Origin of the sequence: Paraburkholderia sp. GAS32 (genome assembly GCF_050434225.1) — a bacterium.
Taxonomy (GTDB): Bacteria; Pseudomonadota; Gammaproteobacteria; order Burkholderiales; family Burkholderiaceae; genus Paraburkholderia; species Paraburkholderia madseniana.
The window spans coordinates 68,207-91,315 of record NZ_JBNPVS010000041.1 but is presented as its reverse complement, the minus strand read 5'-3'; the positions used below and the strand labels follow the sequence as shown (position 1 = coordinate 91,315).

20 protein-coding genes are annotated in these 23,109 nt (G+C 63.2%); 5 read left to right on the top strand and 15 right to left on the bottom strand.

The genetic code is table 11. The features are described 5' to 3' along the window. Window positions 1-43: 43 nt before the first annotated feature. From P3T25_RS36215 to P3T25_RS36170, 10 genes are all read right to left on the bottom strand, one after another. Window positions 44-1,660 carry a flavin-containing monooxygenase gene (locus tag P3T25_RS36215; RefSeq protein ID WP_154567527.1) on the bottom strand — a complete coding sequence of 539 codons (1,617 nt, stop codon included), beginning with the start codon at window positions 1,658-1,660 and terminating at the stop codon, window positions 44-46. Window positions 1,661-1,918: 258 nt separating this feature from the next. Further along, window positions 1,919-2,818, bottom strand: a complete 900-nt coding sequence (locus P3T25_RS36210) for a mechanosensitive ion channel family protein (RefSeq protein WP_429361845.1) — start codon at window positions 2,816-2,818, stop codon at window positions 1,919-1,921. 398 nt (window positions 2,819-3,216) lie between these two features. Further along, the gene (locus tag P3T25_RS36205; RefSeq protein ID WP_171929434.1) at window positions 3,217-4,218 is read right to left on the bottom strand and encodes a sulfonate ABC transporter substrate-binding protein; all 1,002 of its coding nucleotides are present in this window, start codon (window positions 4,216-4,218) and stop codon (window positions 3,217-3,219) included. A 198-nt stretch (window positions 4,219-4,416) separates the two neighbouring features. After that, complete coding sequence (locus tag P3T25_RS36200; protein WP_266239150.1) at window positions 4,417-5,268, bottom strand: MerR family transcriptional regulator; 852 nt, start codon at window positions 5,266-5,268, stop codon at window positions 4,417-4,419. 9 nt (window positions 5,269-5,277) lie between these two features. Further along, window positions 5,278-5,880: a GNAT family N-acetyltransferase gene (locus tag P3T25_RS36195; protein WP_266239151.1), complete on the bottom strand. Its 603-nt coding sequence runs from the start codon at window positions 5,878-5,880 to the stop codon at window positions 5,278-5,280. A 227-nt stretch (window positions 5,881-6,107) separates the two neighbouring features. After that, window positions 6,108-6,401 carry a hypothetical protein gene (locus tag P3T25_RS36190; protein WP_171929464.1) on the bottom strand — a complete coding sequence of 98 codons (294 nt, stop codon included), beginning with the start codon at window positions 6,399-6,401 and terminating at the stop codon, window positions 6,108-6,110. 55 nt (window positions 6,402-6,456) lie between these two features. Continuing rightward, a complete protein-coding gene (locus tag P3T25_RS36185; RefSeq protein ID WP_154561587.1) occupies window positions 6,457-7,068 on the bottom strand; it encodes a peroxidase-related enzyme in 612 nt (203 codons plus the stop codon). After that, window positions 7,065-7,616 carry a CMD domain protein gene (locus P3T25_RS36180; protein WP_154561585.1) on the bottom strand — a complete coding sequence of 184 codons (552 nt, stop codon included), beginning with the start codon at window positions 7,614-7,616 and terminating at the stop codon, window positions 7,065-7,067. Before P3T25_RS36180 ends, P3T25_RS36185 begins: the two co-directional genes overlap by 4 nt. 15 nt (window positions 7,617-7,631) lie before the next feature. Next, window positions 7,632-9,122 carry an NAD(P)-binding domain-containing protein gene (locus tag P3T25_RS36175; RefSeq protein WP_429361841.1) on the bottom strand — a complete coding sequence of 497 codons (1,491 nt, stop codon included), beginning with the start codon at window positions 9,120-9,122 and terminating at the stop codon, window positions 7,632-7,634. Then, window positions 9,119-10,105 (bottom strand): LysR family transcriptional regulator, encoded by a 987-nt coding sequence (locus P3T25_RS36170; RefSeq protein ID WP_266239153.1) that lies wholly within the window; start codon window positions 10,103-10,105, stop codon window positions 9,119-9,121. Before P3T25_RS36170 ends, P3T25_RS36175 begins: the two co-directional genes overlap by 4 nt. Window positions 10,106-10,455: 350 nt before the next feature. Between P3T25_RS36170 and P3T25_RS36165 the strand changes: the two genes are divergently transcribed. Genes P3T25_RS36165 through P3T25_RS36150 form a run of 4 tightly spaced genes read left to right on the top strand, consistent with a single transcriptional unit; the run spans window position 10,456 to window position 15,135 of the window. After that, window positions 10,456-11,652, top strand: coding sequence for an ABC transporter substrate-binding protein (locus tag P3T25_RS36165; RefSeq protein WP_154561579.1), 1,197 nt, complete (start codon window positions 10,456-10,458; stop codon window positions 11,650-11,652). Window positions 11,653-11,699: 47 nt separating this feature from the next. Further along, complete coding sequence (locus P3T25_RS36160) at window positions 11,700-13,523, top strand: ABC transporter permease (protein WP_266239154.1); 1,824 nt, start codon at window positions 11,700-11,702, stop codon at window positions 13,521-13,523. Between the two features lie 10 nt (window positions 13,524-13,533). Next, on the top strand, window positions 13,534-14,376 hold the full coding sequence (locus P3T25_RS36155; protein WP_266239155.1) for an ABC transporter ATP-binding protein: 843 nt from the start codon (window positions 13,534-13,536) through the stop codon (window positions 14,374-14,376). Window positions 14,377-14,394: 18 nt separating this feature from the next. Continuing rightward, window positions 14,395-15,135, top strand: coding sequence for an ABC transporter ATP-binding protein (locus tag P3T25_RS36150; RefSeq protein WP_097396882.1), 741 nt, complete (start codon window positions 14,395-14,397; stop codon window positions 15,133-15,135). Window positions 15,136-15,293: 158 nt separating this feature from the next. On the opposite strand, the gene sapR is transcribed toward P3T25_RS36150, so the two are convergent. Continuing rightward, window positions 15,294-16,199: a sap1 transcriptional regulator SapR gene (gene sapR / locus P3T25_RS36145; protein ID WP_154561574.1), complete on the bottom strand. Its 906-nt coding sequence runs from the start codon at window positions 16,197-16,199 to the stop codon at window positions 15,294-15,296. 113 nt (window positions 16,200-16,312) lie between these two features. After that, the gene (locus P3T25_RS36140; RefSeq protein ID WP_154561572.1) at window positions 16,313-17,200 is read right to left on the bottom strand and encodes a DMT family transporter; all 888 of its coding nucleotides are present in this window, start codon (window positions 17,198-17,200) and stop codon (window positions 16,313-16,315) included. A 116-nt stretch (window positions 17,201-17,316) separates the two neighbouring features. Between P3T25_RS36140 and P3T25_RS36135 the strand changes: the two genes are divergently transcribed. Continuing rightward, the gene (locus P3T25_RS36135) at window positions 17,317-18,756 is read left to right on the top strand and encodes a PLP-dependent aminotransferase family protein (protein WP_154561570.1); all 1,440 of its coding nucleotides are present in this window, start codon (window positions 17,317-17,319) and stop codon (window positions 18,754-18,756) included. A 27-nt stretch (window positions 18,757-18,783) separates the two neighbouring features. On the opposite strand, the gene P3T25_RS36130 is transcribed toward P3T25_RS36135, so the two are convergent. The 3 genes from P3T25_RS36130 to P3T25_RS36120 all read right to left on the bottom strand — a co-directional run bounded on the left by P3T25_RS36130 (window position 18,784) and on the right by P3T25_RS36120 (window position 23,064). Further along, window positions 18,784-19,857 (bottom strand): TAXI family TRAP transporter solute-binding subunit, encoded by a 1,074-nt coding sequence (locus tag P3T25_RS36130; RefSeq protein ID WP_154561568.1) that lies wholly within the window; start codon window positions 19,855-19,857, stop codon window positions 18,784-18,786. Between the two features lie 212 nt (window positions 19,858-20,069). Further along, window positions 20,070-21,077, bottom strand: coding sequence for a hypothetical protein (locus P3T25_RS36125; RefSeq protein WP_266239158.1), 1,008 nt, complete (start codon window positions 21,075-21,077; stop codon window positions 20,070-20,072). 439 nt (window positions 21,078-21,516) lie between these two features. After that, complete coding sequence (locus P3T25_RS36120) at window positions 21,517-23,064, bottom strand: MDR family MFS transporter (protein WP_429361835.1); 1,548 nt, start codon at window positions 23,062-23,064, stop codon at window positions 21,517-21,519. Window positions 23,065-23,109: the final 45 nt, after the last annotated feature.

The following is a 23,109-nucleotide window of genomic DNA, read 5'->3' as shown; positions in this document are numbered from 1 at the left end:
TGAACGGTGCCTTGTCGTTATGTTTATTCGGGTCGTGCTTTTATCAGGTTGCTTCCGCGGATGTCGTGGGTGCCCTGGTGGCCACATTCCCGTGTGCATGCACAGGCTGTTGTTGCGAACTCCCATGTCCACTCAGCGCTTGCGCCGCGGGCGAATACGCGAGGTAATCGTCCATGCTGAAGGTGCTGGTCGCCTGGCGGAATTTGTAGGCGAATCCTGGCCACAGCGTGGTGTTCTTGCCGGTCTTCGGATCGAGATACCAGCTCTTGCAGCCGCCCGTCGACCAGATCGCGCGGCCGAGTTTCTGCTGGATCTGTTCGTTATAGGCACGCTCGACATGCGGACGCACTTCGATCGCATCGGCGCGTTCCGCGTTCATCGTCTTCAGCGCTCGCAGCACGTACTCGACCTGCGACTCGATCATGAACACCATCGAGTTGTGACCGAGGCCGGTGTTCGGTCCGACGATCATGAAGAAGTTCGGATAACCAGGCAGTGTCGTACCGAGATACGCATGCGCGCCATCGCGCCACGTATCGACGATATCGACGCCGCCACGGCCACGCACCACGCCCGCCGGAAACGGATCGGCCACCTGAAAGCCGGTGCCGAAGATCAGGCAATCGGCCGGATGACGTGCACCGTCGGACGTGATCACCGCATCTTCTTCGACGCGGGCGATGCCGGTGGTCGTCACCGACACGTTCTGGCGAGACAGCGCCGGGAAGTAGTCGTTCGAGATCAGGATGCGCTTGCAGCCCATCGTGTAGTTCGGTGTGAGCGTGGCGCGCAATTGTGGATCGGGCACCTGGCGACGCAGATGCCGCTCCGCGACTTTCTGCGCGGTCTTCATCAGCGAAGGATGAATCGCGAAGCCGAAGGCGCGCGATTCGAGCATGCAGTAGAGCGCCGAGCGCATGATCTTCTGCGTGAACGGCAGATGCTTGAACAACCACTGTTCAAACGGTTTCACCGCGCGGTCGGCCTTGGGCATGATCCACGGCGGCGTGCGCTGGAACAGGTTCAGATGCGAGACGCGCGGCGCGATCTGCGGCACGAACTGGATCGCGCTCGCACCGGTGCCGATCACGGCGACGCGTTTGCCTTCGAGCGGATAGGTGTGGTCCCAGTGCTGCGAGTGGAACGCTTTACCCTTGAATTTCTCGATGCCGGGAATGTTCGGCAGGGCCGCGCGCGATAGTCCGCCCATGCCCGAGATCAGCACTCGCGCCGACCATTGCTGGCCGTTCGCGAACGTCAGTTGCCAGCGGTGGCGGGTTTCGTCGTAGATCGCGGAGGCCAGTTCATGGCCGAAGCGCAGATGACGCTGGATGCCGAAGCGTTGCGTGCATTCTTCCAGATATGCGCGAATTTCCGGCTGACGCGCGAACATGCGGGTCCAGCGCGGATTCGGGGCGAAGGAGAACGAATAGACGTGAGATTGCACGTCGCAGGCACAACCGGGGTAGTGGTTGTCGCGCCAGGTGCCGCCGACCGACTCGGCCTTTTCGGCGATGATGAAATCAGTCATGCCGGCTTGCCGCAGGCGAATCGCCATGCCGAGACCCGCAAAGCCGGAGCCAATGATGGCGATATCGGTATCGACGGGCGCGGATGCGTTGGGCGCCGCGTCGTCGGGGGGCATCATGCGTGCGTTCATCCGATCCGTCTCCTTGTTGTTTGCTCTTAACTGTTACATTGGTTGATGTAACAATAGAGGCTGTCAACGGATGACGCAAGCAGCGGGTTAGACGGGGAACTCTATGACGTGGAGAAGGTTGTGGCACAAGACCCAGGCGGGCACGGCGCTGGCCGGAGCGGGCTTCGAGACTGATGCGGGAGGCTGGGTCGTTCCGTTATGTGAAAAATTCCGGGCGGATTCGCTTTGGAAACCCGCCCGGCTTGCAGCTTTGACGCGTTATTGCATCGCAGTCTGCGGCGCGGCAGTTGCGCGAGTCGCTGCAGACTCGTCCGGGTCGTTGTTTTGCACGATATGCAGTTCACGTGTGCGAACCGGCAAGCCGCATTGCGCGTCGTTGAGCGTTTGACGGACCTGGCGAGCGAGGTCCCAGCGCATGTCCCAGAACGCGTCGATGGTGGCCCACACGCGGATGTTCAGGACCACGGTGCTGTCGTCGAAACGGGCCACCATCACTTGCGGCACGGGCTTGGGCAGCACGCGCGGGTCGGCAATGGCGAGATTGCGCAGTGCGGCCAGCGCCTGGTCGACGTCGTCACGCACCGAGATTTCCACTTCCAGGTCGAGGCGGCGAGTCGGATTGCGGTTGTAATTGCGGATTGAATTGCTCCAAAGCGCGCTGTTCGGCACGTATTCGCAAATGCCGTCGGATTTCGTGAGACGCGTCGTGAACAGGCTGATTTCTTCGACGGTGCCCGCGACGGTGCCCGTGCCCGCCTCAATCGAATCGCCCACCTTGAACGGCCGCAGCAGCAACAGCATGATGCCGGCCGCGATGTTTTGCATCGTGCCCTGCAGCGCGAGACCGATAGCGAGGCCGGCGGCGCCGAGCACGGCGACAATGCTCGCCGTCTGGATACCCAGTTGCGACAGCGCGCCAATGATCGAGACGACGCGAATGCTCCACAGGCAGGTGTCGCAGATGACCGGACGCAGCGTGGCGTCCATGCGCGATTGGCTCGCGAGCAGCCGGTTGAGCGAGCGTGCGACGCGGCGGGCGACCCACCAGCCCACCACTAAGATCAATGCGGCGGCGCACAGGTGCATCGAGATCGTGGTGAGTGCGTCCCAAAGGAAGGCCCACCGGTTGGAGTGGATCCCAGCGAGTAGATTCTGCATGGCCTTGACGGTCCTGATTTATTAAGCGGCGGCGAGTTGTTCGCCGCGTGGTTCATTAAAGCGTGAATACCGCGCCTCCGCGTAACGCGAGCGACGAACAGGTATCCGGAAAATGACGCGCTTGAAGCGTGCGGAGAAGGGACCGCTTCGCAACATGAAAGTTCTACCGGTGCAACCTTTTTGACAGATTGAGTTTCCGGATGCGAAGGGCGGGCAGCGTCGCGAAAGGACGTGGGGGGAGCGTGTCGTTATGACCCCGTCATCGATTGAATGACGGGGGCCAGTGAAACGTGGCGTCGAGCTGAGAAATTATTCATCGAGCTGACCTGGTGTCATGGCTCGATTTGATATGGATGGCGAAGTAACCGGTCATGCTGTGTTATTCGAGCCGCCGACGTCTATTTCCCCGCAAGACTGGCTGCAATCTCGCGGTTCTGCCAGACGTTGTCCTTCACCGTGATTTTCTGCGGAATCAGATGCGCGCCGTAGAACGCATCTGCGACGACCTGCTGCGAGCGCACGATCTCGTCGGTCACGGCGGTGGTGCCGTACGGATAGCGGCGCACCCAGGTTTCGACCAGCTTCTGATCGAGACCGACCTTCGGCGCGATCAGCGCGGCAGTTTCCACCGGATGGTCATTCACCCATAGGCCTGTGGTGCGCAACTGCCCAAGAATCGCTCCGATCACATCCGGATGCTGCTGCGCGAAGTCGCGCGTGGCCTCATAGAAGTTATAGGGGCTGTTGAGCTCCGAATAATCGACCAGCGTGCGCGCCTTCAGCGCCTGCTGTGCGGACGCGTAGTAAGGGTCCCAGATTGCCCATGCATCGACGGTGCCGCTTTCGAAGGCGGCGCGCGCATCGGCGGGTGCCAGATAGACCGGGCGAACGTCTTCGTAACGCAGGCCGGCTTTTTTCAGCGCTTCGAGCAGCAGATAGTTCGCGCTCGAACCCTTCTGCAGCGCGACGCGCTTGCCCTTCAATTCCGCCACGCTATGCAGCGCGGAATCGCTTCGGACCAGAATCGCTTCGGCATGACGCCCTGACGGCTCCGCGCCGACATACACGAAGCGCACGCCACCGGCCTGTGCGAACACGGGTGGCGGCGCGCCGGTGTAGCCGAAGTCGACGCTGTTAGCGTTCAGCGCTTCGAGCAGTTGCGGGCCGGCCGGAAATTCGAACCATTTGATGCTGTAGCCGAGCGGCTTGAGCTTTTCGTCGAGTGAGCCTTGCGCCTTGAGGATCGCGAGCAAGCCCGACTTTTGATAGCCGATGCGCAGCACGTTGGCCGGCTCGCTGCCGTTGCCATTGCTGCTGCTCTGCGCGGTCGCGCTGAATGTGGTGAGCGCCGCCAGCAACGCGGCGGCGACGTGTAGCGAAATACGGGTATGACGGGACATGCTGCGAATCTCCATTGCGTTCGATTAGTCGAAGATCGTCGCATGGACGTCCCGCCGATCAAACGAAGCAATGCAGATTTGAATATGACGCGCGCGAACGGCCGGGGCACGAAAGCGCCTGCTTGCGCGCGGAATGGGAACGCGCTTGCCGCGCACGTGAGCAGCACCGCTAGCGGGAGCAAATGGCCGCGTGTAACGCTATTTCCTGGATTTATCTTTCTTTGCCGCTGTGCCTTCGGGCGCGTGTCCCAGCTTCTTTTCCATGATCGCCGCGACACGGTCGCCGAGATAATCGCCGGAGGCTTCTTCCAGTGCGCGGTTCATTTCGCTTTCCACCAGCACCATGGCCAGCGGTCGCACACGCCAGATCGCGTCGACCAGGGCGGGCACATCGGCGGGCGGCGGCAGGGCGTCGGCGTCATAGCGATCAAGTTGACGGACCACCAGATCGACCAGCGCCTTGGCGACCGCATTGAAATGCGGTCTGGCGATACCCACGGCGTCGAGCAGGTCGGCGAGCGGAATGCCTTCCTTGGCCATGGTCGCGCCGGCGGCCAGCGCCGTCGGGCTGCCGGACACGAAGGAGAGGCCGTCGCGCTCCAGCAAGCCCAGATCGACCGCTTTGCCGAGGGCGCTCGGCGAGGCTTTGTCGCCGAACATTTGCAGCAGTTCGAGCAGCGAGTATTTTTTCGGCCGTTCGCGCGACCAGCGGCTGCCGATCGCGGTTTCGAGGCCGAGGATCGAACGCAGATCGTGGCCTTCGTCGACGGCCATGATCAGATCCTGGATGTTCGCGAGCGTGTAGCCGCGCGTGAGCAGATGGTTGATCAGCTTCAGACGCGAGACATGCGTATCGTCATACACGCCGACCCGGCCGCGCTTTTCCGGCGGCTCGAGCAGGCCGCGGTCCTGATAGGCGCGCACGTTGCGCACGGTGGTGTCGGACACGCGCGCGAGTTCGTCGACCGTGTATTCGTTGCGCGGCGTGGCGCTTGCCGGAACGCTCGGAGCGTCGGGCGAGGGCGGAATGGGGGGCGGCGTTTTGGGCATGGGGGGATTTTAACGCGCCACGTCGTCCGGCACGGTCGAATCGCCTACGCCCAACGTCCGCTGCATCAGCGTGGTGTCGAGCCACCGGCCGTGCTTGAAGCCGACCGCCTTCAACGTGCCGGTCAATTCGAAGCCCAACTGCGCATGCAGAGACAGCGAACCGCCGCTGCCGCCGTCGGCGATCACGGCGACCATCTGGCGCCACGGTCCGGTTTCGCAGCGTTCGATCAGCGCCTGCAAAAGCACGCGTCCCAGGCCTCGCCCACGATAGGCGTCGCCGACGTAGATCGAATCTTCGATCGTGTTGCGATAGGCGGCGCGCGGCCGGTACGGCGTCGCGTAACAATAACCGGCGACTTCGCCGTCGATCTCGGCCACCATATACGGCAGCCCGTGACTGCGCACCGACGCGAGCCGTGTACGCAGGTCGTCCACGGACGGCGGAATTTCTTCGAACGAAGCGACGCCGGTCAGTACATGGTGCGCGTAGATCGCCTGGATCGCGGGCAGATCGGCTTCGGTGGCATCGCGGATCAAGGGCGCGGTGGACAGCGGCGTGGCAGTGGAGTCGGCTGAATGGGGCGAGGAGGGCGCGGGGCGGGTGGTGCTCATACGTGGTCCTGTCGTGGCCGGTGGGTCTGAGGATACGTTTCACTATGCCCGCCGCGGGCGAGAATTTGAAGCGAGTCAAAAATCGCCGCGATTTATAGGCAGTATCCGCGGATGCATAGGTGACCGGTGCGAGCGAGGTACGGCACGTAGCGCCCGGCCACGCGGCTGCGCCGGGCGCTACGGATTTTCGTCGCAAAGACGCGTGCGCGCGGCATGCGTTTCGCCGATCAGCTATGCGAGTACGTGTCCGGCTGCGTCACATGCCCGCGATGATGTCGGTGATGCTTCGCCTTGTGCTTCGGCTTGGCCTTGGCCGGAGCCTGTTCCGCGGGTTGCGGTTGCGGCTGGGCCTGCATCGGTTGCGGCTGTTGGGCCTGCGTGCCAGGTGCGGGTGCCGGATGGGCATTGCCGGACGGCAGCGAGGTCTGGCCTTCGCCGAAGCGAAAGGTTTGCGAGGTTTGCGCGTACGCGGTGGCGGACAGCGTCAGGGCGGCAACCGCCACGCAAATCGAAAACTTCATGAATCCATCCTCCTTCTGAACGAGCCCGTGAGGATACCGCAATGCGGCCGGTGGCCTATTCGGCATGCGGAAACACCGGTTCTCCAAGCGTGAGCATCAGCCGGTTGGCCCACGCGAAGATCGCGATAGCGTGAGTCAGGTCGAGAATCTCCGCGTGCGTCAGGCCATTTGCTTCGAGCCGCTTGATGGCGTCGGCGTCGACGCCTTCAGGGTGGTCAGTCAGTTCGATTGCGTACCGGATGATCGCGCGCTCGCGCTCGGTGGTGCCTGCGCTCGACGGGTCTTCAAAAACCTGTTCGATCGCATCGGTCCGCCTCGCGAGTTGGCCGAATCGTTGTGCATGCACCGAAGCGCAATACACGCAGCCGTTCACGCGCGACACGACGGTGCTGGCGAGTTCACGCTCGGCGCGCGGCAGGCCGCCTGGCGCATACATGATCGCGTTGAAGACCCCCGAGCGCTGCCGCAGAATTTCCGCCTGTTGGACCAGCAGCAGATAGTAGTCGGAGGTCCTGGCGTGCGGATGGCTCTCTTCGAGCACGGCGATCTGCTCCAGTGTGGCGCCGGCGAGGCTGACCGTGTCGAGCCATGCGCGCCAGCCGAGGGTATCGAAGGTGAAGCCGTTGAGCGGATCAACCGGCAATGCACTGGTGTTCGCCTGACTCATGCGGCCTCCTGTGCGGCGCGCAATGCCTTCAGGCCCGCTACCACGCGCAATTGATAAGTGACGAACGCAATTAGCTGCGATAAAGCGACAATGCCGCGTGTCGTGATGCCGGCCTGCTGCAGCGTTTGCAGATGCTCGGGGCGTGCTTCGACTGGCTTGATCGTCAGCAGCTTGACGTGCGAGAGGATCGCGATCAGGCGAGCGTCGGTGGTGGTGTCGAGTGTGCCCGCTTCGATTGCATCGAGCGTGGTCGGCTGTGCGCCAGTGGCGATGAGCTTCGCCGTGTAGGCATCGGCGAGGTCGTCGGCCAGCGAGAGGCGCGCGGCATACCACGCGGCAAACAAACGTTCCTGCAGCGACAGGTCGGGCAACGCCGGATCGAACAACGCGTCTTCGCTGCGTTGCGTGTGCAGCGCGACTTTGTCGCGGGCATGGCGGATCGCGGCGAGCGGGCTGCCGGCTTGCAGGCCGGCGAGGGCGTCGATGGTATCGATGGTGTCAGCGCCTGAGGGCGCGGCGGGTTGAGTCGGTGACGCGAGGTCGGTCATGTCTGTTCCGGCTGGTTAATCGGTGTTTTCAGCGGCGTTTTCAGCGGTGTTCTCTGCTTGCAGGCGAGCGCGTGAAGTGTCGGACGATGCATCCGCGTCGGTCCATTCGTCCCCTCGAAGCTCAGCCGTGTCGAAGGCGAGCAGCGCCTGGTAGTGCCGCTCGCGATCCGCGTCGAACAGGCGGCTTGCGATGCCGCGCGCCAGACGCTGCGCGCCATCGCTGATCGCGGGGATGTCGCCGGAGAGTTTGCCGTGACTGAGACTCGCTGCATGATTGAAGCAATGGATCTGCGTCAGCGCGGCGCACGTACCGGACTCGCGCTCCTGAAACGCGAACGCAGCGCCGAGATCCGGCGATTCGGCCAGTTCGTACGAAGGCAGTGACGGGTCCGCTTGATAACGATCTTTCCAGCGCCGTACAAAGTGGGCGAACGGCGCGAATTCGGCGCGCGTGGCGATATCCGAATGAAAGCCGGTCGCGAAGATCAGAAAGTCGACCACGTAGCGGCCTTTCGGCGTCGTTACCGCGAGCGCGCCGTCGAGTTCATTGAGCGCAACAAGCGGGCTGCCGACGTGAAAGCGTGCGCCCGCATGGCGCGAAACCCGCAGCACGCTGTCTCTTGGCGGCGGTGTTTGCTCAGCCTGTGCGTAATGCAGGAAACGCCATTTGGATGTGTCGTCAAGATCGGCGAAACCGTGCACAAGCCCCGGACTGCCGATGCCCGTCAGCTTGTTCACGCGCGGAATATCGTCACGGCGGATGAACAGATCGACGGCGGCCGCACCCGCTTCGAGCGCGGTCGCGGCATTGTCGAAGGCGGACGCACCCGCGCCGACGACACCGACGCGCTTGCCGGCCAACGCAGCGAAATCGATCACATCCGCGGAGTGTGCCCAGTAGCGGCGTGCAACCGTATTGGCGATAGCCGGTACGGATGGGCCGCCCAAACCGTCGCGTCCGGTGGCAAGCACGACATGTCGCGCAAACACCGTGCGTTGCCCACTCGCATCAGCGAGATCGAGTTCAAGCAGGCCGTCGTCGCGCGGACGCAGTGAGGTCAACGTGGTGTCGTTTTGCACCGGAAGATCGAGCACCTCGCGGTACCAGCGCAAATAATCCATCCACTGTATCCGCGGAATCTTGTAGAGCGCATCCCACGCGGCGCTGCCGAATTGCGCTTCGTACCACGCGCGAAACGTGAGGGCCGGCATGCGCAGGGCGGGCCCCGTGAGTTGCTTGGGCGAGCGCAGCGTTTCCATCCGCGCGAACGATACCCATGGACCTTCGCGTCCTGATGGCGCGCGGTCGAACACCTGCAGATTGTCGATGCCGAGCCAACGCAGTTCCGCCGCCGCGGTGAGACCCGCCATGCCGCCGCCGATCACGGCGACATCGAGTACGCGTTCAGCACCGGCGAAACGTGGCGCGACCCATGAGGGCGCGGGCAATTCCAGCCAGCGCAGATCTTCACGCAAGCGGGCTTCGAGTGCGGCAAGGCGATTCATGCTGTGTGTTCCGGGTGTTTGGTGCGCGCACGGGAGACGCGCGTTTCGCGCTGTAGCAGTGCATCGTGTTGCTGGGCGGGATGCAGCACCACGCCTTCGAGCAGCTCGCGGGTCGCATGTTCGATAGATTGCAGTAATGCGTCGACGGCGGCGCGGCGCGGTTTGCCTGCCGGCGTCACGACGCCGAAGAAGAACGGAATCGCGCAGTCGAGCGGCCGCGCCGTCACGCCTTCGATCGACAGGCCGAGTCCGGTGGCGGGATCCACGATTGCGACACCGGCGCCCGCGCGAGCGGCCATCACAGCGTTCAACGATGCATTGGTTTCGAGAAACACGTTGGCGGAAATGCGCGCAGCCGCGAACGCCGCGTCGATCCGATGCCGCAGCCGAAACCGGTTCGCCACGGTGACGATGCGCCGGTCGGCCAGATCGCGCAGCGCGATGTGCGGCTGCGTGGCGAGCGGGTCGCCACTCTGCACAAGCGCCACGCAGGGTGCTTCTGCGATCCAGTGGATGTCGAGCCCCGCATGCCCAATCGGCAGCGTCACCAGACCGATATCCGCGGTACGGGTCAGGACTTCATGCACAACGTGTTCCGCCGACAAACTGCGTAACTGGAATTGCGGCGTGTGGCCGAGCGGCGGCAACGAGGCGATGGCGGGCGGCACGATCGAGGCCGCCATCGCGGGCGTGGCCGCCACGCGCAGCGGTTCCGCTTCGCCGAGACCGATGGCGCGCGCGCGTTGCTCGATGGTCCTCAGCCCGATCAGCGAACGCTCGACTTCTTCGTAAAGCAGAAACGCGCGATGCGTCGGCGTCACACGCGGACCGTTGCGATTGAACAGCGCATAGCCGAGATCCGCCTCGAGTTCCTGAATCTGACGCGTGACGGCCGGCTGCGAGCGTTCGAGCAAGCGTCCCGCACCGGTGATGCTGCCGGCGGACATAACCGCCGAAAATGCTTCGAGTTGATGCAGCTCCATGACTCGCCCTGGCAATTCGGTCTGCGCATTGTAGGGTCGTCTGAATGCGGGATTTATATAATCAATTCCGATATCGACAGCCGAAAAAATGCGAAGCGGATTGGTGGGCGAGTGCGCGGTGCCGCAGATTTCGTTCGATACGGCGCGTGTCGGGAGAGAGAAAAATCAATTGCGTCAATGAGATGTCTTGGCGTGTCTGCGCATGAGTGTGAACGCGGGCTCGTCACGTTGCCGTGAGCAAGCGGAGGCATCCTCTCCGACGTGATAACCATATTCCCAAAACTTCGTTGGTTCGCTGGAATTCACCGTGGTTACATGGCCCCACTTTGAAGCTGACAGGCGGGGCAAACATGAAACACGTATCCAAATCGTCGCGAACCAGTTGGTCACGCTGGCTGAAAACGCTGCCGGTGCTCGCCGCAGTGGTGGGCATTGCAGCGACCTCGGCGGCCCATGCAGGCGCCGCAACGGGCGACCCGTATCTCATCGGCGTGAGCGGACCGCTGACCGGACAGGACGCGCAATACGGCACGCAGTGGAAGCGCGGCTTCGATCTCGCGCTGGAGCAGATCAACAGCCAGGGCGGCATCAAGGGCCGCCCGCTTGCCTACGACTTCGAGGACAGCCGTGGCGATCCGCGCCAGGCCGTGTCGATCGCGCAGAAGTTCGTCGGCGATCCGCGCATTCTGCTGGAACTGGGGGATCTGTCGAGCACGACTTCGATGGCGGCCTCGCCGATTTATCAGCGCGGACAACTCGTGCAATTCGGCTTCACCAACTCGCACCCCGACTTCACCAGGGGTGGCGACTACATGTGGAGCACGGCACTGAGTCAGGCCGAAGAGCAGCCGCTGCTCGCGCACTACGCGACGAAAGAACTCGGCTTCAAGCGCATTGCCGTGCTCTATCTGAATACCGACTGGGGCCGCACCAGCAAGGACATTTTCGCGAAAGCCGCCGCGCAGGATGGCGCACAGGTGGTCGCGGCGGAAGGCTATCAGCCGACCGAAAAGGATTTTCGCGCGACGCTGGTGCGCGTGAACGAAGCGAAGCCCGATTCGCTCGTGCTGATCTCGTACTACGCGGATGGCGCGCAGATCGTGCGCCAGGCGCGTTCGTCGGGTTTGACGCAACCGATCGCGGCTGTGGGCTCGGTCTATTCGCCGAAGTTTCTCGAACTGGGCGGCGAGGCCGTGAACGGCGTATTCACGGAATCGAATTTTTTCCCCGGCGACAAGCGGCCTGAAGTGCAGGACTTCGTGCAGCGTTATCGCGCGAAGTACAACGGCGAGCCCGATACCTTCGCCGCGCGCGCTTACGACGCGATGATCGTCTCGGCGGAAGTCATGCGCCGCTACGGCGTGACCCGTCAGGCGGTGCACGACGGCCTGAAGCAGATCAAGGACGTGCCGAGCCTGATCTTCGGCAAGGTGCAGTTCGACCCGCAGACGCGCCGCGTGGCCGGTGCGCGCAGCGTGTACCTGGTCGTCAAGGACAATCAGTTCACGCAATGGGACGGTTCTAAGCCGCTGGTCGCTTCGAAATAACGCCTGGGCAACGCTCACGTGTCTGCTTCTCACCGGATCTGAATGCTATGGCTTCATGGCTCGACTACACGATCAACGGACTGATCGTCGGCAATATCTATGCATTGCTGGCGGTCGGTCTTGCGTTGATCTTCGGCGTGTCGCATCTGATCAACTTTGCGCACGGCTCGGTGTACATGATCGGCAGCTTCATCGGCTGGCTGTGTCTGACGCGGCTTGGGTTGCCATTGCCGCTGGCCTTGCTGGCGGTGGTGGTCGGCTGCGGGCTGCTGGGCATCGCGATCGAGCGCGTCGGTTTGCGGCCGCTGCAGGGTGCGGCGCGCATCGCCCCGTTGCTCGCGACGATCGGTATCAGCTTCGTGCTCGATCAGTGCGCGCAGTTGCTGTTCGGCGCCGATCCGCGGCCGGTGCCTAGCACGCTGCCCGATTGGCACTTCCGTCTTGGCGGCGCAACGATCGGTTCGCTGGATCTGCTGATCGCCGGCATCGGCGTGACGGCGGCTGCTGTGCTCTATGTGTTCCTGCGGTTTACGCGTTTGGGGTGGGCCGTACGCGCCACCGCGCAGGACCGGGACGCGGCGCAGCAGATGGGTGTCAACGTCAACGGCGTCAATCAGGCGGTGTTTGCGATCGCGTGCGCGCTCGGCGGCGTGAGCGGCTTGCTGGTCGGCATGTACTACAACAGCATCGATCCGGCGATGGGCTTCCAGGCCACGCTCAAGGGCGTAGTGGCGTTGCTGATCGGCGGTCTGGGCAACGTGCCGGGCGCGATTGTCGGCAGCCTGCTGCTGGGTCTGGTCGAGAGTTACGGCGTGGCGATCTTCGGCACCAGTTACCGCGATCTGTTTGCGTTCGTTTTGCTGTTGCCGTTTCTGGTGTGGCGTCCCAATGGACTCTTTAGCGGCAGCCGCCGTTTGCCACCCGAGCCGATGACGGGCACGTTCCTGTCCGCCGGCAAAGCGGTGATAGTGCCGCGCACCGTGGTGATTGCGCTGGCACTGGCTGCGGTTGCGCTGCCGTTCGTTGCCAGTTCGTCCTATCTCCTGCAAACACTCACCAATGCCTGGCTGTACGGAATGTTGGCGTTGAGTCTGACGCTGGTGGCGGGTACGGTTGGACAGATTTCGCTAGGCCATGCTGCGTTGCTGGTGATCGGCGCGTACGCGTCCGCGTTGCTGTCGACGAATCTCGGCTGGTCGCCGGTCGTGACGATCTTTTGCGCTGGTCTGATCACCGCCGCGCTGGGCACGCTGCTGGTCTATCCGGCGTTCCGGCTGCGCGGCCACTACGTGTCGATTGCGACGCTCGGCATCGGCGAAGTGGTGAGCCTCGTGATCCTCAACTGGGACAGTCTGACGCGCGGCCCGCTCGGCATCGCGGGCATTGCGCCGTTGTCGGTGTTCGGCTGGACGCCCGATAGCGCTCGCGCGATCTACTGGTTTGCGCTGGGCGTGCTGATCGTGCTGGCGCTTTTGCAAACGCGGCTGTTGAGCTCGCATCTGGGTCGGACGCTGCGTGCGATTCGCGAAGACGAGGTCGCCGCGCGCTCGCACGGTATTCGCCCGAACCGCTACAAGGCGATCGCGTTTGCGTTCGGTGGGCTGGCTGCCGGGATCAGCGGCGGGATCGCGGCGCATCTGTATAGCTACATCAACAATCAGACTTTCGATTCGCAAGTATCCATCCTCGCCTTGACGATGGTGATTCTCGGTGGCCTCGGCAACGTGCTGGGCGGCATCGTCGGCGCGGTCGCGCTGATTGGCTTGCCGGAGATTTTCCGCTGGGCCGCCGACTATCGGATGCTGATCTACGGCCTGGTGTTGCTGCTGCTGGTGCGGTTCAGGCCACAGGGTTTGCTGGGAACGGTCTGACGGAGCGCACATGACACAGACTCTTCTCGACGTGCGCGGCGTGACACGGCGCTTCGGCGGACTGACCGCGGTGAACGGCGTCGATCTTTCGATTTCGGAGGGCGAACTCGTCAGCGTGATCGGGCCGAACGGCGCGGGCAAGTCGACGCTGTTCAATCTGATCACCGGGCTCGATACGCCGGACGCAGGCAGCGTGCAATTCGACGGCCGCGACATCACCGGCGTGCGGCCGGAAAAGCTCGCCGCGCTCGGACTTGCGCGCACGTTTCAGCATGGCCGCGTGTTCGGCAATCTGAGCGTGCTCGACAACGTGTTGATCGGTGCGCATGCACGTTTGCGCGCTACCCGCACGGGTTGGCCGATTGTCGGCGCCATCGCCGAAGTCGCGCGCGCACTGATCGGACCCGCTTCGATCCGGCGTGAAGACGCGGCGTTGCGCGACGAAATGCGCGAGATCATCGCGGGGTTTGGCGAGCGCCTCGCGCCGCGTATCGATCATCCGGCGCATAGCCTGTCGTATGCGAACCGGCGACGTGTCGAGATCGCCCGCGCGCTCGCCTTGCATCCGCGCATCCTGCTGCTCGACGAGCCGACGGCCGGCATGAACGAGTCCGAAACTGCCGAAATGCTGGTGCTGATCCAGCAACTGAAAGCGCGCGGACTGACCATTCTGCTGATCGAACACAAGCTCGACATGGTGATGCGCTTATCGGATCGCGTGATTGTGCTCGACAACGGCGGGAAAATCGCCGAAGGGCTGCCGCGCGACGTGCGCAACGATCCGCGTGTGATCGAAGCGTATCTGGGCCATCGCAATGTGGGCGGTGCGGCGGCTGTGCGCGTCGCGGCCTGAACTTCTGGAACATCGACGATGAGCGACGCTCTACTGAAACTCGAACACATCGAGACGTTTTACGGTCCCGTACAGGTGCATTTCGACGTCAATTTTCAAGTGCGGCGCGGGCAGATCGTGAGTTTGCTTGGCGGCAACGCGAGCGGCAAATCGACCACCATGAAGCTGATTCTCGGTCTGCACAAGCCGCGCTCCGGCAGCGTGACGTTCGAAGGTGAGGCGATCACAGGACTCAGCACGCCGCAGATCGTGCGGCGCGGTGTTGGGTCCGTACCCGAGGCGCGGCGGCTGTTCGGCGACATGACGGTGCGTGAGAATCTGCTGATGGGCGCATACACACGGCGCGACCGTGTAGCCATCGACGAAGACTATGAGCGCGTGCTGGGCCTTTTCCCGCGCGTGAAAGAGCGCCTGGCGCAAAAGGCCGGCACGCTCTCGGGTGGCGAACAGCAGATGCTGGCCATGGCGCGCGCGCTGATGAGCCGGCCGAAATTGATTTGCATGGACGAACCCACGATGGGTTTGTCGCCGCTCTACGTCGATAAAGTGCTGGAACTGATCGACACGATCAACCAGCAAGGCGTGACGTTCTTCATGGTCGAGCAGAACGCCAGCCTCGCGCTGGAGATCGCGCATTACGGCTATGTGTTGCAGACCGGCCGTGTCGTGCTCGAGGGCACTGCTGAGTCCCTACTCGGTGACGAGCGGATACGTGACGCGTATCTCGGCGGGGAAGCCGCGGCGACGACCGCGTCCTGATGTGATCAACGCACGGCGTCAAGCGCAACGGGCGGTTTGTGCGGTTGTCGATTCGATCACCTGCGCACTGCGCCGCGTAGCAACATGCGCTTGCCATGCTTGACACTCGGGCTCCGATGAGCCGACCGTCAATCCTGTGGCTTATCGCCAAAGCGGCTTCAAAGGTCGAACTGGTCGAATTCGCTCTGCAGTTCGCGGTTACGTGCAACGCGCTCGTCGATGCCCGGCCCGAGCCGTTCGACAATCGCCGAAATCAGCAGATTGAACAGACATGTGAGCGGCGCCAGCGAGTCCCAGAACTGACCGACATCGGTCTTCACCTGCAAAAGATCGCCGTCGAATTCGCGCGCCCACGGACAGTAAATATCGGTGACGAGCGCGAAGGGCAGCCCACGGCGCGTGGCCGCCTCGCAATAGCGGCGCGCGATCATCGAATAGGCGCGTGTATCGGTGACGATCAGATACGGTGACTTGAACTCGGAGTTCAGCGAATCGACATAGGAGCCCGACATGCCGTCCGAATAGAACACGCGCGGACGGATGTACTCCAGGTAGCTGTAGAACGCGTTGCTGATGCCGCGCGTGGACTGAATGCCGAGGATATAGACGGCGTCAGCGTTCGAGATGCGTTCGGCCACGCGGGCAAACACCGGCGATTGCGCAAGCTGGTAGACATGCTGGATCGCGCCGATTTCGAGTTCGAGCGAGTGGGCGAGAGCGGGGTTGGCAGCGGGGTTGCCAGCATCGGGCTCACTTGCGGCCGGTGTGGCTTCGTCGTGCTGGCCGGAGGCGCGGCGAAATGCGTCGAGCCGGTCGGTGATCAGCCACGGGCGCTCCTGCGCGCCGCGCAGCTCGCGCTTCAGATCATCCAGGTTCTGGTAGCCGATGCTGCGCAAGAACCGGCCCACGGAGATACCGCTGGTGCCGGCTTGCTGGGCGATCTGATCGGCGTTTTCAAGGCCGAGCCGGTCGAGATTCGCCAGCATGTAACTGGCGACGCGCTTGGAAGTGGGCGTGAGTTCGGCAAAGCGGGCTTCGACGGTTTGTGCAAATGCGGTCGGCATCGTAGTCGCGGCGCGAGTGGTGGATCGATTATCGAGATGATGACATATTCATCCGACAGTCGACCTGGCGCGGTCCCGAAAATCAGGGAACGCACGCGCGGGCGAGACACCGTTCAGACTGCCGGCCGCACCGGTGCGCTTCGCGAGAAGTGCCGCGCGCCCGCCACACACGCGACTACCACGACGGTCACCAGGATCATCGCGGGCGGCACCTGTTCGTGCAGCAGCAAACCGGCGAGCAACAGCCCGAAGAACGGCTGCAGCAATTGCAGTTGCCCGACCCCCGCGATACCGCCTAACGCCAGTCCGCGATACCAGAAGACGAAGCCGATCAGCATGCTGAAAAGCGACACGTACGCGAGCCCCCACAGCGCCGCATGGCTCACACCTTCAAACGATGCAGGCCGCGCCCACCAGGCGAGCGGCAGCATCACCGGCAGCGACAGCACCAGCGCCCACGAAATCACCTGCCAGCCGCCGAGATGGCGCGACAGCCGCGCGCCTTCGGCATAACCCAGGCCGCAGGCGACGATCGCCGCCAGCATCAGCGCATCGCCGAGTGGCGACGCGTCGAGGCCGTGGCGCAAGGCGAACGCGACCACCGCGCCGCTGCCGAGCGCCGAGAACAGCCAGAACGCCGGCTGCGGGCGCTCGCCGCCGCGCAGCACGCCGAAGATCGCGGTGGACAGCGGGAGGAGCCCGACGAACACCACGGCGTGCGCGGCGCTCACGTGGCGCAGCGCGAGGGCAGTCAGGAGCGGAAAGCCAACCACTACGCCCAGCGCGACGATCACCAGCGGGACGAGGTCGCGCCTTGCGGGCCGAGCCTGGCGAAACACGAGCAGAAGCAACAGCCCCAACGTGCCAGCGATGGTCGCGCGGGCCATCGTCAGAAACACCGGATCGAAGCCTTGTACGGCGATGCGGGTGGCGGGTAGCGAGCCGCTGAAAATCAACACGCCTACCATGCCGCTCACCCAGCCGTTCGTTGTTTTGTCCATCGAAAGAGTCCATGCGCATTGAAAACAGAACTCATAGCATCCGCTTTCGGGCTGTAAAGGGTAAGCTACGGATCAGTACAATTCGTACAAACTGTACCGAACATGGAGCAGTACAGATGGCGGAAAGCGATAACAACCGGGCGGCCTTGGGCGCGCCAGCCGGCACGCGGGTCGGCACCGTGATGGACAACTTGCGCGAGCGCATCGCGAGCCGTTCGCTGATGCCGGGCGCGCGCGTGCCCTCGATCCGCACGATGACCGAGGCACTCGGCGTGTCGAAGTCGACCGTAGTGGAAGCGTACGACCGGCTGGTCGCGGAAGGGGTGATCGTGGCGCGGCGCGGTTCCGGCTTTTTCGTCTCCGGTCATGCTCCGCCGCTTGCGCTCGCCGATCTCGGGCCGCGGCTGGATCGCGAGGTCGATCCGCTGTGGCTCACGCGGCAGTCGCTGGAGGCCGGTGCGAAGGTGCTCAAGCCGGGCTGCGGCTGGATGCCGCCTTCATGGCTGCCGGAAGACGGTGTGCGCCGCGCGTTGCGCGCCGTGGCGCGTGATCCGCAGTCGCCGCTCGCCGACTATGCGAGCCCGCTCGGTCTGCCCGCGCTACGTCAGCAACTCGCCTGGCGGCTCGCGCAGCATGGCGTGGAAGCGCCGCCCGAGCAGATCGTGCTGACCGACGGCGGCACGCATGCGCTCGATCTCGTCTGCCGCTTTCTGCTCGAACCCGGCGACACGGTCCTGATCGACGATCCGTGCTACTTCAACTTCCAGGCGCTGCTGCGTGCGCATCGCGTCCGCATCGTCGGAGTGCCTTATACGCCATCCGGTCCGGATCTGGCGGCATTCGAGCGGGCGCTGATCGAGCACCGCCCGCGGCTCTACGTGACCAATTCCGCGATCCACAATCCGACCGGTGCCACGCTTGCGCCGGCCATTGCGCATCGGCTGCTGAAACTGGCGGGTGAGCACAATCTGCTGATAGTCGAAGACGATATCTTCGCCGACTTCGAGGACGAACCCGCGCCGCGTCTTGCGGCGTTCGACGGTCTCGCGCGGGTGGTCTCGATCGGCAGCTTTTCGAAGACCTTGTCCGCGGCCGTGCGCTGCGGCTACATCGCGGCGCGCAGGGAATGGATCGAGCCGCTGGTCGATCTGAAGCTGGCCACCACGTTCGGCAACGGCCAGCTCGCGGCGAGCGTCGTGCATCGTTTGCTGGTGGACGGCACCTACCGGCGGCATCTGGAATCGATGCGCGCGAAGCTCGCGGACGCCATGGGGGAGACGATCAGGCGGCTGGGCTACGCAGGCCTTGAAGTGTGGACGCGGCCACGCGCCGGGATATTCGTGTGGGCGCGCTTACCCGATGCGCTCGACGCCGCCGATATCGCGCGTCACGCATTAGCCGAGAGTGTGGTGTTCGCGCCGGGCAATGTGTTCAGCGCGTCGCAATCGGCGGCCGGCTTCCTGCGCTTTAACGTGTCGCAATGCAACCGGCCGAAGGTGTACGAAGCGCTGCAACGGGCGATGGACGTGTCGGCTGCATCGAAGGCGCACGCCTGAGCGCGCGCCTCGCCTCGCCAGACGACGTTACTTGCACAGCAACAGCAGACGCTCCTGATCCGTGCAGGGGGAGCGCGGTTTCTGCGCGGCTTGCGCGGCCGTCGCGCTGATCGCCGCACTCTTGTTCGCGAGACACGCGCGCAGATGTTTTTCCACCGGCGCGTAGTATTTCCATCCGCGCACGAGGGGCGGCAATTCGAGTTTCACCTGCTTCCACTTCGGATGCCCATGCTCCTGCAGATTGTCGAAGTTGGCGCAGAGCGAATCCGCAAAGTGATTCAGATTGCCGACGGTATCGCGCAGACCGTAATCGTAAGTGACGAGAAAGGCCTTGACCGTTAGCGTGGGAACATCTTCCTTCAGCCAGTTCGGATAGCTGGTCGCGCGGAGTGTCGTGGGAAAATAAGTCTGCTTGGCTCGGGCGGTTTCGGGCGCGTTGGGATCAACCTTCAGAGGGCGGATCTGTTGCAGCAGCTCGGGATTCATGTCGTTGAACAGTTTCGCCGGCTGCCCGACCACGATGATCGCGACGTCCACCTTCTTGACGATCAGCGCGGCCAGCGCATCTTCATTGCTCAGGTGCTGGACGTTCTGCTCGGGAATCGCCTGTCCGAACATCAGGTGATAGAGGGTCGTGGCCGTTTGAGCGGTGCCGCTGCCGAGCAGGCCCACGCTGATGCTTTTGTCCTTGATGTCGGCGAAGGTTTTCATCGGCGAGTCCGCGCGCACGACGACGTTAATTTCTTCGTCGTAGAGCGGCATGATGAGCCGTAGCGGCCGGATTGTCGTACCCGCGTCGGCATTGCCCGCGTTGGCCATGTCGATGTAGGCCTGATACACGTCGGACTGAACCAGTGCGAGCTTCACGCCGGGCTCGAAGCGCATGCGCTGCACGTTTTCGGCCGAACCCTTCGACGACATCACTTCCAGGTCGATGCCCGCCGGCTGCGCCACCCATTTCGACAGATCCTGGCCGATCTGAATGTACGTGCCGCGTTCCGGACCGGTAACGATCTTGTAGTGCGCAGGTTCCGCGCAAGCAAACGAAGACATGATCATTAGCGCCAGCCCCAGCCATCCCGCCAGAAGTTTCTTCAGCATGGTTTATCTACCTATCGGTCAGGGTTGAACAGCCTCTCGTGTCGACGCGCGCGAAGCACCGGTGAGTCGGCTTGCCATCTCATGTTCAAGGCGTCGCGCGTGCCATGTCCGTCTGTTGCCGCTCAGAGGGCACGCGAAACGCCAATGCAATCGGTCGTGCGAACGGTCAAGAAATTCGGTATCCAAACTTTTTCGCTGACCGGGATGCCGGTTTACGCATGCGGCTTGAGCGGTGCCCAACCTGTCTCGCGAATCACGCGCTCAAGGATGGTTTTCGCGGCGTCGTTGCCGGTGTCGATCGCGAGCGCCTCATTGGCGTGCTGGCGTGCGCAACTCCACGACTGCTGCGAGGCACACAGTTGTGCCGCCTGCAACGCGGCGTCGCGGCGCGCGGTGAGCGGCTTCAATTCGGTCAGCAGGCTTTCTGCGTCGGTGTTGCCGGGCTGCAGCGTTTGCGCCGCGCCAAGCGCCGCTTGTGCCGCGGAGAGATCGTTGGCGCGGACGGCCAGACGCGCTGTCTGCAGCGCTTGCGCGGCATCGCGGAACTGCGGCGCCGCTGGTTTTACAGGCGCTGCGGCCAACGGCGGCGCGATGGGCGTGGGCAGGATTGCCGGTGCGGCCTTGGCGGGATTGGCGGCATTGCTGGGGACAGCAGGCTTAACCGCGGTGGCCTGATTCGTCGGCTGAGCCGGTGCGTACAGCGCAATCGTGCCGGTCGCCGTTCTGGCGTCCTGATGATTTTCAGCCGTCTGCTCAGTATTGCCGTTCTGCGATTCGTGGTTGTCGCTGAATAGAGTAAAGGTGACATACGCTAGTCCGATTGCGCCAATCGCCACGATCGCGAGCAGCACCCGGCGCATCGGGACCATGCTGCGGCCAGCAGAATGCGGTAGATCGGCGAGCGGCGGAATCGGCGTATCCGGAGACGCGAGTACCGGCGCTGGCATCGGGGGCTCGACAGGGGCGGCTTCGCCGGTGACCGCGGTCTGCGCGGCGAGATCGGTTTCAACCGGCTGTGTCGGATCGAAGCCGTTTTTCTGCGCTGTCTTGCTGATGGCACTGGCGTGGCTGCCGGGAATCACGCCGCGCTTGTGTGGGCCGGCGTCAAGCGGGTGCACCGCGCCGCAATACGGGCAATAGTCGACTTGCCGGTACAGCGCACCGCCACAGCGTTTGCAGGGCGTCGGGAAACTATGGCCGAGTATTGTCTGGGTGGACATACTGTGGACCCACCTGTGGAAAACAGTGCCGTTACGGCATGCTCCAGATCGTGTTGAGGCAGGAGTAACGTCCGCGGAAACCACGATCCACATGCTCTGGAGAACCTTGGGACGCAAGTCCTCGCTTGCGGTGCCGCTGCTTGCAATATGTGGCGTTTCCGTGAGGACGTCAATCGACGTTCTTACCTACTTTATGTGCGCTAAAACACATTTGTAGGTACGACGAAACACTGCATATGTCGGCAGAACGAACAGGCTGACGGTTTTTTTCACACGGTTTGCTCAGTCACGGTGCGCAGGTGTCGACACTCTCGCGCGCCGGCGGAATCGGTAGAGCGAAATAGCGGCGATGAAAACAGAACGAGGTCGAAGCGCGCGGCGTTCGACCTCGTCATCAAGCGCTTGCAGAAAACGCTCGCTGGAAACGGGATACGCGAAATCAGTGCTTGCGCAGCGGATGATCTTTCAGAAGCCACGCGAGCGCAAAGGCCAACACGACGACGCAGGCCGCCGAGAGATACACCGTGTGCAACGCACCGGCAAACGCTTGCAGATAGTCGTTGCGCAACGCTTCAGGCAACTGGTGGATGGCCGCCGGTCCGAGCGCGTGCGGCAATTCGATGTCGGCCGGAATCAGTTTTTCCAGACGCGCGGCGAGGCCGTTCGAAAACACCGCGCCAAAACCGGCCACGCCGATCGAGCCGCCGATTGACCGGAACAGCGTCGCGCCTGAAGTGGCGACACCCATGTGCTTGAACTCGACAGTATTCTGCACCGCGAGAATCAGCACCTGCATCACCATGCCGAGGCCGAAGCCGAGAATGCCCATGTCGATATACATCACACGAATGGGCGTGTTGATCTGCAGGCGTGCGAGCAGCACCATCGCGACGGTCACGAGAAATGTGCCGGCGATCGGAAACATGCGGTACTTGCCGATCTTGCTGATTACGCGTCCGGTCACCATCGACATCATGAACAGACCGCCCATCATCGGCAGCATCTGCATGCCGGCTTCCGTGGGCGTCGAGCCTTTGACCACTTGCAGATACAGCGGCAGGAACGTGACCGAACCAAACAGCGACACGCCGATGATGAAGCCGATCAGACTGCTCAGCAAAAACGTGCGCTGTTTGAAGAGTTCGAGCGGCATGATCGGTTCGACGGCAGTGCGCTCTTCGTGGATGAAGCCCCAGATCGCCACCAGCCCCATTCCCAGCGTGAACCACAACTGCGGCGATGACCACGGCAGGATCGTGCCGCCCTGGCTCGTGAACAGGATGATGCAGGTGAGCGCGCCGGCGAGAAACGCGGCGCCCATGTAGTCGATGGCATGCTTCACATGCCGCACGTGCGGTTTGAAGACCGCGCCGATCACAGCCAGCGAGATGAGGCCGAGCGGCAGGTTGATGTAGAAAATCCAGCGCCATGACAGGTGCTCGACGAGAAAGCCGCCGAGCAGCGGCCCGACCACCGTCGCGAGACCGAACACGCCGCCGAATACCCCCTGGAAGCGGCCGCGCTCAGCCGGCGGAATCACGTCCGCGATGGCGGCCATCGTCACGACTAGCAGACCGCCGCCGCCGAGCCCCTGCAGTGCGCGCAGCACGATCAACTGGGTCATGTTCTGGGCGACGCCGCACAGCGCGGAGCCGACGAGGAACACGACGATCGCCGTCTGCAGCACGATCTTGCGGCCGAACAGATCGCCGAATTTGCCATACAGCGGCACGACGATAGTCGAGCTGAGCAGGTAGGCGGTCACCACCCACGAGAGGTTGTTGAGCCCGCCGAGTTCGCCGACGATGGTCGGCAGCGCGGTCGAGACGATCGTCTGATCGAGCGCGGCGAGCAGCATGACCAGCAGCAGCGCCGGAAACAGCAGGCGGATCGGCGGGTGGTCATTTGCCTGCGGGCCGGACTGCGGATCTGGCTGCGCATCTGGCAGCGTTAGCCCGGCGGGTTGAGTCGTTGTCGATTGGTCCATGGCGCCACGGTATTGAAATTAATTAATTCGGAGATTAATATATGC